At 68.3% G+C, this 12,751-nt stretch carries 13 protein-coding genes, 1 tRNA gene and 2 pseudogenes; all 16 read left to right on the top strand.

The window, feature by feature from the left end:
• The 16 genes and pseudogenes from A2X88_05505 to A2X88_05430 all read left to right on the top strand — a co-directional run bounded on the left by A2X88_05505 (window position 1) and on the right by A2X88_05430 (window position 12,751).
• Window positions 1-264: pseudogene (locus A2X88_05505) on the top strand (hypothetical protein).
• 247 nt (window positions 265-511) lie between these two features.
• Window positions 512-1,738, top strand: a complete 1,227-nt coding sequence (locus A2X88_05500) for a potassium transporter Kef (protein ID OGP33297.1) — start codon at window positions 512-514, stop codon at window positions 1,736-1,738.
• A gap of 85 nt (window positions 1,739-1,823) precedes the next feature.
• Window positions 1,824-3,266 carry a menaquinone biosynthesis decarboxylase gene (locus A2X88_05495; GenBank protein OGP33296.1) on the top strand — a complete coding sequence of 481 codons (1,443 nt, stop codon included), beginning with the start codon at window positions 1,824-1,826 and terminating at the stop codon, window positions 3,264-3,266.
• A gap of 466 nt (window positions 3,267-3,732) precedes the next feature.
• Window positions 3,733-4,584: a 4-hydroxybenzoate octaprenyltransferase gene (locus A2X88_05490; GenBank protein OGP33293.1), complete on the top strand. Its 852-nt coding sequence runs from the start codon at window positions 3,733-3,735 to the stop codon at window positions 4,582-4,584.
• 32 nt (window positions 4,585-4,616) lie between these two features.
• Complete coding sequence (locus A2X88_05485; GenBank protein ID OGP33292.1) at window positions 4,617-5,282, top strand: hypothetical protein; 666 nt, start codon at window positions 4,617-4,619, stop codon at window positions 5,280-5,282.
• A 53-nt stretch (window positions 5,283-5,335) separates the two neighbouring features.
• A complete protein-coding gene (locus A2X88_05480; protein OGP33295.1) occupies window positions 5,336-5,692 on the top strand; it encodes a two-component system response regulator in 357 nt (118 codons plus the stop codon).
• On the top strand, window positions 5,689-6,777 hold the full coding sequence (locus tag A2X88_05475; protein OGP33291.1) for a hypothetical protein: 1,089 nt from the start codon (window positions 5,689-5,691) through the stop codon (window positions 6,775-6,777). The genes A2X88_05480 and A2X88_05475 overlap by 4 nt, the downstream gene beginning before the upstream one ends.
• 85 nt (window positions 6,778-6,862) lie before the next feature.
• Complete coding sequence (locus A2X88_05470; GenBank protein OGP33290.1) at window positions 6,863-7,822, top strand: hypothetical protein; 960 nt, start codon at window positions 6,863-6,865, stop codon at window positions 7,820-7,822.
• Entirely contained in the window at window positions 7,794-8,264 is a 471-nt protein-coding gene (locus A2X88_05465; protein ID OGP33289.1) for a peptide deformylase, read from the top strand. The genes A2X88_05470 and A2X88_05465 overlap by 29 nt, the downstream gene beginning before the upstream one ends.
• A gap of 3 nt (window positions 8,265-8,267) precedes the next feature.
• The gene (locus tag A2X88_05460) at window positions 8,268-9,212 is read left to right on the top strand and encodes a methionyl-tRNA formyltransferase (GenBank protein ID OGP33288.1); all 945 of its coding nucleotides are present in this window, start codon (window positions 8,268-8,270) and stop codon (window positions 9,210-9,212) included.
• Window positions 9,158-10,591, top strand: coding sequence for a 16S rRNA (cytosine(967)-C(5))-methyltransferase (locus tag A2X88_05455; GenBank protein OGP33287.1), 1,434 nt, complete (start codon window positions 9,158-9,160; stop codon window positions 10,589-10,591). The genes A2X88_05460 and A2X88_05455 overlap by 55 nt, the downstream gene beginning before the upstream one ends.
• Before the next feature lie 12 nt (window positions 10,592-10,603).
• Complete coding sequence (locus A2X88_05450; protein ID OGP33286.1) at window positions 10,604-11,329, top strand: ribulose-phosphate 3-epimerase; 726 nt, start codon at window positions 10,604-10,606, stop codon at window positions 11,327-11,329.
• The gene (locus A2X88_05445; GenBank protein ID OGP33285.1) at window positions 11,326-11,967 is read left to right on the top strand and encodes a hypothetical protein; all 642 of its coding nucleotides are present in this window, start codon (window positions 11,326-11,328) and stop codon (window positions 11,965-11,967) included. The genes A2X88_05450 and A2X88_05445 overlap by 4 nt, the downstream gene beginning before the upstream one ends.
• A gap of 72 nt (window positions 11,968-12,039) precedes the next feature.
• Window positions 12,040-12,348: a permease gene (locus tag A2X88_05440; protein ID OGP33294.1), complete on the top strand. Its 309-nt coding sequence runs from the start codon at window positions 12,040-12,042 to the stop codon at window positions 12,346-12,348.
• 27 nt (window positions 12,349-12,375) lie between these two features.
• Window positions 12,376-12,452 (top strand) — tRNA-Pro (locus tag A2X88_05435).
• A 114-nt stretch (window positions 12,453-12,566) separates the two neighbouring features.
• A pseudogene (locus A2X88_05430) lies at window positions 12,567-12,751 on the top strand (hypothetical protein).

The raw sequence follows: 12,751 nt of genomic DNA, 5'->3' as shown, positions 1-12,751 counted from the left end.
TCCGGGCACTATTCCAAGCATGCGGAGGATCTGGAGGGGATCCGGTTCGACTACGTCGTGACGCTGTGCGGCTATGCCGACGGGGTCTGCCCCGAGTATCCGGGGTTCGGGAAGCGGATCCACCGTCCCTTCGAGGACCCGGTCATGGCGCGGGGGTCGAAGCAGGAGGTGATGCCGAAATTCCGCTCCGCCCGCAACCAGATCCGCGCCTTCGTGGAGGGGATGCCGGAGAACCTGGAGGAGGAAGAAACGGACCCTGCCTGACCCCGGGCCCGGCGGCCTGTCGTTTCCACTCCCCAGGGGAGGCCCGTTGACAATCCCGCCGGGGAAGTGCTAACCATACACCCGAACCAGGGCGATGGAGTTCGCCCGGAACCGCCTGTCGAACGGACGGCTGATGACTCCTGCTTGCGCATGCGTTGCGGCAGGAGCGGGAACCGACCGGTTGCTGCGCCCGCCATGCGGCGGGTTTTTTTTGTTGGGAACGACATCGATGGAGGAGGAGGCAATCATGGCGGAAACACTGGGGATCGCGACGGTCTGGCTTGGACTGGCGGTGGTCTCGACCATCCTTGCGAACCACCTGCGCGTGTCCATGGCGCTCATGGAGATCTGCGTGGGGGTCGCCGCGGGGGCGGTCGCCAGCCACTACCTGGGGAACGGAGCTCTCGGGTCCGATGTGGAGTGGCTGCGCTTCCTGGCGGGAACGGGAGCCATCCTGCTCACCTTCCTCGCCGGGGCGGAGCTGGAACCGGCCGTGCTGCGGTCCAAGGGGCGGGAAGTCACCGTCGTCGGCCTGGTGGGATTTCTCGCACCCTTCCTGGGCTGCGCTGCGCTGGCGCGGTACGTGCTCGGCTGGGATCCCGCCGCGAGCTGGCTGGCGGGGGGGGCGCTTTCGACCACGTCGATGGCGGTCGTCTACGCCGTCATGCTGGAGACCGGGTTCAACCGGACGGAGTTCGGAAAGGGAATCCTGGGAGCCTGCTTCGTCAACGACCTGGGAACGGTCCTCGCCCTGGGGCTGATCTTCGCTCTGTTCACGGTGCGGACGCTGATCTTCGTCGCTGTAAGCGCCGTCGTCCTGGCTCTCTTGCCCCGGCTTACCGCGTGGATCACGGATCGGTACGGCCACCGCACGGCGGCGATCCGGGCCAAGTGGGTGCTCCTGGTTCTTTTCGGCCTGGGTGCTCTGGCCCTGTGGTCCGGAAGCGAGGCGGTCCTTCCCGCCTATATCGCGGGGATGGTGCTCGCCGGAACGGCTGCCCACGATGCCTTCTGGGTGCGCCGCATGCGCACGCTGACCATCGGGTTCCTGACGCCTTTCTACTTCCTCCGGGCGGGATCGCTCGTTTCCATCCCGTCCATCCTCGCGTTGCCGGCGGTATTCCTGTTGCTCTTCGCGGGCAAGGTCGTTTCCAAGATTTTCGGGTTGTATCCGGTGGTCGGCCGATTCCGGGAAGAACGGAAGGAGCGGTGGTACTACACCCTGATGATGTCCACGGGGCTTACCTTCGGGACGATCTCCGCCCTCTACGGCTACTCCCACGGCATCGTGACGCGGGGGCAGTACAGCTTTCTCGTGGCCACGGTGATCGCCAGCGCCGTGATCCCTACCCTGATCGCCAATTTCGCCTTTCTTCCCAGGCACCTGCTGCCGGAGCCTGTTCCGGATGCCTCCCTCCCGGGAGCGGTCCCGGTGACGAACCGGAATGGAGGGGACACCTTGGCGGATGAATAACCCGGTGGTTCGCTGACCGGGGAGGATGGGAACGCGGTTCGTATGCTATGATTTTCTCATTGCTTTCGGGGAAGGCGGGGAGAGGATGGCGTTCCGGGATCTGCGGGAGTTCATGGCTGCGCTCGAGGCGAGGGGGGAGCTCAAGAGGATCCGGGTCCCGGTGTCCGCCGAACTGGAGGCGGCGGAGATCGCCGACCGGGCGATGAAATCGGGCGGCCCGGCCCTGCTCTTCGAGCAGGTGAAGGGTTCCTCCGTCCCCCTCGCGATGAACCTGTTCGGGACGATGGGGCGGATGTGCCTTGCCCTGGGCGTCTCCTCCCTCGACGAGATCGGTGCGCGGATGGCCGAGGTGATCGAGCCGGAGATCCCCACCAACCTCCTCGAGAAGCTGAAGATGCTCCCCAAGCTGGCCCGGCTGGCCGACTTCATCCCGAAGACGGTCTCCTCCGGCCCCTGCCAGGAGGTGGTGGAGCGGGAGAGTCCCTCCCTCTCCTTCCTCCCGGTGGTGAAAACCTGGCCGGGGGACGGTGGGCCCTTCATCACGCTGCCACTGGTGTTTACGAAGGACCCCGGGTCCGGCCGCCGCAACGTCGGGATGTACCGGATGCATGTCTACGACGAGCGGACGACCGGGATGCACTGGCACATCCACAAAGGCGGGGCGCAGCATTACCGGGGGTTCCGGAAAAAGAGGGAGCGGATGCCGGTGGCGGTCGCGCTGGGAGGGGATCCGGCGACGATCTACGCCGCCTCCGCGCCGCTGCCCGAGGATGTGGACGAGATGGTCTTCGCGGGGTTCCTCCGAAAGCAGCCGGTCGAGCTGGTCCGCTGCAGGACGGTCGACATCGAGGTGCCGGCGCACGCCGAGGTGATCCTGGAAGGGTATGTCGACCCGGACGAGCTGCGCACCGAGGGACCGTTCGGCGACCACACCGGTTACTACTCCCTGGCCGACGAGTACCCGGTCTTCCACGTGACCTGCGTGACCCGCCGGAGGGACCCGGTCTACCCGGCGACGATCGTCGGGAAGCCGCCGATGGAGGATGTCTATCTGGGGAAGGCGACGGAGCGGATCTTCCTGCCGCTGCTGCGCAAGATCGTCCCCGAGGTGGTCGACATGAACCTGCCGGTCGAGGGGATCTTCCACAACTTCGCCTTCTTCGCGATCGACAAGCGGTACCCCGGCCACGCCCGGAAGGTGATGAGCGCCGTCTGGGGGATGGGGCTGCTCATGTTCTCGAAGTTCGTCGTGATCTTCGACGCCGACGTGAACATCCAGGATCTCTCCGAGGTGCTCTGGCGGATCGGGAACAACGTCGACCCGAAGCGCGACACGATGATCGTGGAGGGCCCGGTCGACGCGCTGGAGCATGCCTCCCCGGTTCCGCACTACGGGTCGAAGATGGGGATCGACGCGACGCGGAAATGGAAGTCGGAGGGGTTTCACCGCGAGTGGCCCGAGGATATCCGGATGCCGGAGGAGGTCGTGGCCCTCGTCACGAAGCGCTGGAAGGAGTACGGGTTCTGATGCCGCCCCGCCCACCGCAGGTACTGGCTCCGCCGCCGGGGGGCCCCTTGCTCGCGGGGACCCGCTCTTCGGATCGTGTCGTCATCGTGACCTGCGGGGCGGAAGGGGTCGGCTTCGCCGCCTCGGAGGGGGGCTTTGCTTCGCCCGCCCTTCGCCCGCGGATCAATCTTTTTATCTCCGCTCAGCCCCCCTCCTTCGGCTGGCTCCGCCACTTGGAGCGCCCCGTTGCGAGGGCGCGGGGAACTGCGCCACCTGCTGCAGGGGACCCGCAGCGATGCGGGGGGGGTCCACGAGGCGGCGGGGACATTCCTGGTTCAATTCCGGGTGGCGGTAGAGGAGTGTCCCCACAACAGGGTGCCAAATCCGGCGAGTGGAACGGCAGCGAGCGGGCGAAGATCGCGAGCGTAGCCGAGGGGATCCTCCCCGCGAGCGAGGGTCCGTCCACCGCCGGGGGAGGGGGATTCTGATGCTCGGGCGGGTCGGAGTCTATCTCGAGATGATCAAGGTGGCGCACACCGTGTTCGCGCTGCCGTTCGCCTTCATGGGCGCCTTTCTCGCCGCCGGGGGGCTCCCCTCCGGCCGGACCGTCTTCTATGTCGTGCTGGCGATGTTCGGAGGGCGCAGCGCCGCGATGGGGTTCAACCGGCTCGTCGATGCGGAAATCGACGCACGGAATCCCCGCACGAGCGGGCGGGCGATCCCGAAGGGGGAGGTGAGCAAGCCGATGGCGGGGGTCTTCATCTTCCTGTCGGTCCTGCTGCTGCTGCTCTCCGCCGCGAAGCTGAACCCCCTCTGCCTCAAGCTCTCCCCCGTTCTCCTGCTGCTGCTCTTTTCCTACTCCTACACGAAGCGGTTCACCTGGGTCTCCCACGTCGTCCTGGGGGCCTGCCTGGGGGCGGCGCCGCTGGCGGCCTGGATCGCCGTGACCGGGTCGTTCGATCCGCGGGCGCTGGTGATCTCGTTCGCCGTCCTCTTCTGGGTGGCCGGATTCGACATCCTCTATGCCCTCCAGGACATCGAGTTCGACCGGAAGGAGGGGCTCCATTCCATTCCCAGACACCTCGGGGTGGGAGGATCGCTCTGGGTCGCAAGGGGGTGCCATTTCGTCATGGCGGCGCTGCTCCTGGTGGGATATCATATCTTTGCGCTGGGAGGATGGTTCCTGGCCGGGTGGGCGGTCTGCGTGGCGGTGCTGGTCTACGAGCACGCGATCCTGCGCGAGGGCGACCTCTCCCGCCTGAACGTGGCTTTTTTCAACCTGAACGGGATCGTCAGCGTCGCGCTGGGCCTGTTCACCTGTCTCGACCTGGTGCTCTGACGATCGCCTCGCGCGGGGTGCAGGGAAACTCCATGAAGGTGCTGCTCGGCATATCCGGCGCCAGCGGCGCCGTCTACGGCGTCCGCACCGCGGAAGTGCTTCTCTCCCGCGGGGCGGAGCTGCACCTGGTGGTCACGGAGACGGCCTGGCAGATCCTGGGGGAGGAGCTGCCGGCCGAGGGGCGCGACTCCGCCGCGGTTCCGGCCGGGCTGCCCGCGAGGAAGTGGTGGATCGCCGGGCTGCTGCGCGCCGCGCCGGACGCCTTCTCCCTGCATGCCGAGGACGACTTCCGGATCCCCTTCGCCTCCGGCTCGAACCCCCCGGATGCGATGATCGTCGCCCCCTGCTCGATGGGGATGCTCGGACGGATCGCCCACGGGACCGCCTCGTCGGTCCTCTGCCGGTGCGCGGACGTGGCGATCAAGGAGCGGGTGCCGCTGGTCCTGGTCCCCCGGGAGACCCCCTTCTCCGCGATCCACCTGGAGAACATGCTGACGCTGTCCCGGGCCGGCGCGGAGATCCTCCCCGCCTGCCCCGGCTTCTACCACCGGCCGGCCACCGTGGGGCAGATGGTCGATTTCGTCGTCGCGCGCATCCTCTCCCGGATCGGGATCGACGCGGGGCTCGTCCCGCGATGGGGAGAGAGCCCGGAGGAAGCGGGGGAGGCGGCGGGAAGGCGATCGAGGTCCGGCCGATGATCCGCAGGGGTGTCCCGCCGGGGCGGAACCCCCGGGAGAAAGGAGGTCCCTCCATGAAGAAGATCCTGGTGGTCGACGACGAGGAGTATATCCGCGAGCTGTACCGGGACGAGCTGGCCGAGGAGGGGTACCAGGTGGAGCTGGCGGAGGACGGCCAGGAGGCGCTCGGCAAGATGGGCACCTTCCGCCCCGATCTCGTGACGCTCGACGTGAAGATGCCCGGCCTGGACGGGATCGAGGTGCTCCGCAGGATCCGGGAGAAGGACGAATCGGTTCCCGTCCTGCTGGTCACCGCGTTCGGGGAGTTCCGGCAGGATTTCAACACCTGGGCCTCGGACGCCTACATCGTCAAGTCCCACGACACCTCGGAGCTCAAGACGACCGTGCGGAAGCTTCTGGGGGGCAAATGACGGTCGGATCCTTCCTGCTCGAGGCGTTTCTCGGGAGGAATCCGAGGGAGTCCACCCGGGAGGTCGCGCTCGCCGGCGCGATCACCTCGGGCTTCTTCGAGGTCTCCCGGGCGATGAACACGACCGCGGGGAGCCGGCAGGAAAGCCTGGACCTGATCGTGTCCGCGGCCACCTCGATCCTGCGGATGGAGCGGTGTGTCCTCCTGCTCCGGGTCCCGGGGGAGGAGATGCTGGCCCTGCGGGCCGCCGCCGGGATCCCCCGCGGGAAGCAGTTCGAGAAGTACAGCCGGGAGGTCCATGCCGCGGTCTTCGACCGGATCCTGTCGAGCGGTGAGGCGATGCTCGTCTCCGAGGGGCGGGCGGACCGGAACCTGTTGCGGCTGATGCGCCGTCTCGACGTGAAGGGGTTCCTCGCGGCGCCGATCCAGGGGCCCGCCGGCCCGGTGGGGATCCTGGCCGCAGCCACCCCCCTGGACGGGAGGGATCTCTCCGAGGGGGACCTCAAGCTGGTCTCCGTGATGGCGAACTTCGCCGGGGTGACGCTGCAGAACGCCGACCTGGTGGCCAGGCTCGAGCGGAAAGCGAGAAAACTCACCGCGATTTTCGAGGTCAGCAGGGCGCTGAACGAGGAACGGGACCCGAAAATCCTCTTCCAGCTGGTCACCGACCGGGCGGTGGAGCTGATGGGCGCATCCAGCGGGTCGGTGAGTCTCGTCGACCGGGAGTCGGGGCTGCTCCGGATCGAGGCGGAACGGGGGCTGGGCCCCGAGGTGAAGGAGAAGATCCTTCTCCGGATCGGGGAGGGGATCACCGGGTGGGTGGCGAAGGAAGGCAAGGCGGTCCTGGTCCCGGACGTCGGGAGCGACCCGCGGTACGTGGAGGCCAACCCGGAGGTCCGGTCGGAGATGGCGGCTCCGATCCAGTGGGGGGACGAGACGGTGGGGGTGCTGAACCTCGACCACCACAAGCGGGAGGCGTTCGCTCGGGAAGACCTGGAGTTGCTTATCACCTTCGCGAATACCGCCGCTGTGGCGCTTCGGAACGCCAGGGCCCTCGGATTGCGGGAGGGGGAGAAACCGGCCTGACCGCATCACGAGAACTATCCCCCGGAGAAATTATTCTTCATAATGGGCGGGAAATCTTTCCGCGCAAGGAGCACGGGGTCCGCCCATGGGGAACACCGTCCTGATCGCCCGGCCTCTCTGGCCCGTGCTGCAGCAGGCCGCCCGGTTTCTCGCCGGGGAGGGGTACCGGGTCGAGGAGGCGGTTTCCTGGGACCGGCTGCTGGACCCCCGCCTCTCCTGCGGCGATCTATCCGGGGTCTTTCTCGGCGAGTACGGAAACGCGTCCGGCGAGATGGAGACGATCCGCCGCTTCCGGGAGCGCCGGGGCGCCCTGGGAGTGCCGCTCATCCTGGTGGGGGGGATGAACGCCATCCTGCGCGCGGAGCGGTTCCGGGCGTCGGGGGTGGACATGGTCGCCCCGGCCGACCTTTCCGTCTCCGCCCTCGTGGAGCAGGCCCGCCCCCTGCTGCGGTACGGGGCGCTCTACCAGTCGCTCGAGGACGCGAACCGGGCGCTTCGGGAGATGACGCTGCGGGACGAACTGACCGGCCTGCCCAACCGGAGGCACTTTTCCCTGGACCTGGCGCGCAACGTCGAGATGTCGCGGCGAATCGGCCGCCCCCTGTCCTGCATCCTGATGGATATCGACGATTTCAAGCGGGTGAACGACACCTACGGGCACCCGGAAGGGGACTCCGTGCTCCGCCAGTTCGGGACCCTGATTTCCGGCGCGAAGAGGACCTACGATACCGTGGCGAGGCTGGGAGGGGACGAGTTCGCCTGGCTGCTGGTCGACGCCGAGCCGGCGCAGGCCCTCCTGGCGGCCTCCCGGGCGCAGCAGGCGGTCGCGGAGGGGGTGTTCGAGGCCTCCCGGGACCGGCTTTCGCTGACCGCGACCTTCGGGGTCTCCTCGATCGTCCCCGGGGCCGAGATTTCCGGAGACCTCCTTGTCGGCAACGCCGACCGGGCGCTATACTGGGGAAAGGAGAGCGGAAAGAACACCGTGCGGTTTTATCCGCCGAAGAAGGAACGAGGCGATGATAAGAACGATCCTTACCTATCCTGATCCCTTCCTCGCGACGAGGGCGGCTCCCGTCTCGAAGGTGGGCGATTCGGTGCGGACCCTGGTTCGCGACCTGTTCGAGACGATGTACGCCGCGAGCGGGGTCGGCCTCGCGGCCACGCAGATCGGCGTGGGGAAGCGGGTGATCGTGATCGACATCTCCCCGGTCGAGGAGGAGGCGGCCCCGCTGGCGCTCGTGAACCCGGAGATCGTGGAGAGCCAGGGGTGCGTCCAGGGCCCCGAGGGGTGCCTGAGCGTCCCCGGCGTCGAGGGAGAGGTCGCCCGCGCCGAAACGATCCTGGTCCAGGGGATGGACGGGAAGGGATCCCCGCTGACGCTCCGCGCGCAGGGGCTGCTCGCCCGCGCCATCCAGCACGAGATCGACCACCTGGACGGCATCCTGTTCATCGACAGGCTGACCGAACCGGCGGCCTCCGCCCAATAGGTAGTGACCCCCTTCCGCCTGGTGTTCCTGGGGACGCCGGAGTTCGCCGTCCCCTCCCTCGCGGTGCTCGCCGAAACGGAAACCGTCACCCTGGTCGTCACCAACCCCGATCGCCCCGCCGGCCGGGGGAGGACCGTCGCCATGTCCCCCGTGAAGGAGGAGGCCCTTCGCCGCGGCCTTCCGGTCTTCCAGCCGGAGAAGGCCCGCTCCCCAGAGTCGGTGGAGCGGATCCGGGCGGAGCGGCCCGACCTGATCGTCGTGGTCGCCTACGGGCAGATCCTCCCCCAGGCGATCCTGGAAATCCCCCGGAGGTTCTGTGTGAACGTCCATGCCTCCCTGCTGCCGAAGTATCGCGGGGCGGCCCCCATCCACTGGGCGATCGTCCGGGGGGAGACGGCGACCGGGGTGACGATCATGCGGATGGACGCCGGGATGGACACGGGGCCGATGCTCCTGTCGCGGGAGATTCCGATCGGGGAGGAGGAGACCGCCGGGACGATGTTCGAACGGCTCTCCCGGCTCGGGGCCGAGGCGCTGGCGGAGGCGCTCGGGAAGCTCCGGGAGGGGACCCTGCGGGAGATCCCCCAGGACGGCTCGCAGGCGACCTATGCCCCGATGCTGAAAAAAGAGCATGGCACGGTCGACTGGGGGAAGAGCGCCCGGGAGATCCGGGACCTGGTCCGGGGGATGACCCCTTGGCCCTCCGCGTACACCATGCACGGGGGGAGGACGCTCAAGATCCTGTCGGCCGCTCTCGGGGAAGGGAAGCGGGAGGAGGCGGTCGCTCCCGGAGAGGTCCTCTCGGTGGGGAAGGACGGCATCGCGGTCGCCTGCGGGGAAGGATCGATCCTCCTGACCCGGGTCCAGCCGGAGGGGGGAAGGGCGATGCCCTCGTGGCAGTATGCGCAGGGACGGCGCATCGGGAAGGGGGAGCGGCTATCCCGGTAAGGGCTTCCGCGCTCCGTGTCCTGACCCGGGTCGACCGGGGCGGGGCCTATGCCGACATCCTCCTCGACCGGGAGCAGCGCAGGTTCGCCGACCCGCGGGACCGTGCGCTTCTCACGGAGCTGGTGATGGGGACGCTGCGAAGGCGCGGCATCCTCGACCATTCCCTCTCCCTGCACCTGGAACGCCCGATCGACAAGGCCGATCCGGTGGCGCGCAACGCCCTGCGGCTGGGGGCCTACCAGCTCTTCTACCTGCGGGTGCCGGGGCGCGCCGCCCTCCACGAGACGGTCGAAGCCGCCAAGGCGCTCCGGGGGGATCGGATCGGCGGACTGGTGAACGCGGTGCTGCGCGCGCTGCTCCGATCCGGGGAGGAGCCCGGAAGGAGCGCGGTCGAGCTCTTCGCCCCCCCGGCGCTTTACGCGGCGCTCTCCGGATCGCTCGGGCGGGAGGAGGCGGACGCCTTCCTCGCCGCGTCGCTGGAGCGCCCTCCCTTCACCATCCGGGCGAACCGGTTCCGCACCACGCGGGAAGGGCTGCTCTCCCGCCTGTCGAACGCCGGGATGGATCCTTCCCCCTGCCGGTTCGCGCCGGACGGGATCGTGCTGGGGGAGCCCGGCATGGTGCACGCCGACCCGGGATTCCGCTCGGGGGGCTATCTCGTGACCGACGAGGGGGCCCAGCTGATCGCCCCGCTGCTTTCCCCCGCCCCCGGCGAGGAGCTGCTCGACGCCTGCGCCTCCCCGGGGGGGAAGACGACCCACCTGGCGGCGCTCGCCGGCGGGAAGGCGAGGATCGTCGCGACCGATCTCCCGGGGAGGCTGCGCGCGCTGGAGCAGACCGTCTCCCGTCTCCAGGTCACGGGGGTGAGCCTGCGCCCCCACGATTATTCCGGAGGCCGGCTGCCGAAGCGGGCGGGAGAGTTCGACAAGATCCTCGTAGACGCCCCGTGCACCGGGATGGGGGTGATCCGCAGGAACCCGGACGCGAAGTGGCGGTTCCTTCCGGCCGATCCCGCCCGGATGGCGCGCCTCCAGCGATCGCTCCTTTCGAACGCCTGGGAATCGCTCCGCCCGGGGGGGCTGCTGGTCTACTGCACCTGCACCCTCTTCCGGGAGGAGAACGAGCAGGTGGTGGAGTCCTTCCTGGCGGAGCGACCGGACGCGCTGCCGGTGCGGGAGCCGCCGCCCGGATGGCAGGGCCCGGCGGAGGCCTGGACCGCGGAAGGGTATCTTCGGCTCCTGCCGCACCGCCACGGCACCGACGGGTTCTTCGCGGCGATCCTGGCCCGGACGGGGAGGCAGGCGCGTGCGGGGAGCGGGGGCGAGAAGGGTCCCCTCCGCCGCCGCCCGCGTGGTAGAATCGACCGGACCGCAGCGTAAGGGGGAAGCCGCATGGAGTACTACATCGCGCCGTCGCTGCTGTCGGCCGACTTCGGCCGGCTCGCGGAGGAGGTGGCCGCCGTGGAGAAGGCGGGGGCCGACCTGCTCCACATCGACGTCATGGACGGCCGGTTCGTCCCCAACATCACCATCGGCCCCCCCGTGGTGGCCGCGATCAGGAAGTGCGCGAAGCTTCCGCTCGACGTCCATCTGATGATCGTGGAGCCGGAGAAGTATCTGGAGGCCTTCGCCGCGGCCGGGGCCGACGTGATCACCGTCCATGCCGAGGCGACCCCGCACCTGCAGCGGGCGGTCGCCCGGATCCGGGAGCTGGGGAAGAAGGCGGGGGTGTCGCTCAACCCTTCGACCTCCCTTTCGGCGATCGAGTGGGTCCTCACCGACGTCGACATGGTGCTGCTCATGACCGTCAACCCGGGGTTCGGCGGCCAGGACTACCTTCCCGCGATGACCGGGAAGATCGAGCTCCTCCGCTCCCAGCTCTCCCGGACCGGCCTTGCGGTCGACATCGAGGTGGACGGGGGGATCAAGGAGGACAACGTCGAGACGGTGGTGCGGGCCGGGGCCAACGTGATCGTCTCCGGCTCCGGGATCTTCGGGACAGGGGACTACGGGAAGACGATCGCCGGAATGCGGAAGCGGATGAAGGCGGCGGCTTCCGTCCAGGCGCAGGGAGCGCCGGGAGGCGCCCGGCCATTCCATCGGGAGGAGAAGCGATGAGTCGTGTCGAGATCGGCCTCTGGCAGCTCGAGGTCCGGGGGCAGAAATGCGTCGAGGCCCTCCGGAAGAACGGGTTCGACGCCGAGTACCACGGCACCAGGGAATCGGTCCGGGAGCGGGTGCTCACGGAGTGCGACAAGGCGGAGACGATCGGGTTCGGCGGCTCCACCTCGATCGCCGAGATGGGGATCTACGATTCGCTGGCCGCGAGCGGCAAGACGCTGTTCGACCACGGGCGCGTGCCCAAGGAGGAGAAGGCGGCGGCCCGGCTCGGCCAGCTCACCTGCGACCTGTTCCTCACCGGGACCAACGCGGTCACCCTCGACGGCTGCCTGGTGAACCTGGACATGAACGGGAACCGCACGAACGCGATGACCTTCGGCCCGAAGAAGATCGTCGTCGTCGCGGGGGGGCAGAAGGTGGTCGCCGGCGTGTCGGAGGCGATCCGGCGGATCAAATCGGTGGCCGCCCCTCGGAACACGAAGCGGCTCGGCCTCGGGACGCCCTGCGCCACGTCGGGCTTCTGCGAAAACTGCGACCATCCCCAGCGGATCTGCCGCGTCTACTCGATCATCGAGCGCAAGCCGCCTCACTCGGACATCTCCGTGCTGGTCTGCGGCGAGCCGCTGGGACTGTAGGGGGGGATCGCCTTGCCGGTCACCTTTCTCGGGTTTCTGCTGGTCGGGGTCGTCACCGGCGCCGCGTCGGGGATGTTCGGGATCGGCGGCGGGGTCGTCGTCATCCCCGCGATGGTCTACCTCTTCGGCTTCAGCCAGAAGACGGCCGTCGGGACCTCCCTCGGGATGCTCCTTCCGCCGATCGGGATCCTGGCCTTCCTCCAGTTCTACAAGGCGGGACATGTCAACGTCGCGGCCGCCCTCCTGCTGATCGCCGGGTTTCTCGCCGGGTCGTACCTCTCCGCCTCCTACACGGTCGCGCTGCCCGACCTCTTCCTCAAGCGCGCCTTCGGGGGGCTTCTGATCGTGATGGGGGTGATCTACATATTGACGGCCCGGTAGCGGCGTTGCTACCATTACACGGTCGTTCGGGATGTGGCTCAGCCTGGTAGAGCACCTGGTTCGGGACCAGGGGGTCGCTGGTTCAAATCCAGTCATCCCGACCATGAAAACCACGGGTTACGGCTTCCCGGGCCGTAACCTTTTTCATTTTGTGACCATCTTTTTCCCCGGCTTCCCAATCCGGCAGGCATTCGACCGCCTTTCTCTTGTGCTCGGGGGTGAGGTGGGCGTACCGCTCGGTCATCGCTGCGGTCTTGTGGCCGAGGATCTCCCCGATCGTCCGCAAGGGCACTCCCGCCATCGCCATGTGGGAGTCGGCATTATGCCGCAGGTCGTGGAAGTGCCCGACCGAGAAGGAGGAGACCATGCGGATTGACGAATCCTTGGCTGCCTTAACCTCCAG

This window comes from Deltaproteobacteria bacterium GWC2_65_14, assembly GCA_001797615.1.
Lineage (GTDB): Bacteria > Desulfobacterota > Deferrimicrobia > Deferrimicrobiales > Deferrimicrobiaceae > GWC2-65-14.
Note: the sequence above shows the minus strand (reverse complement) of the source record. Positions and strands in the feature narration are given on the sequence as shown.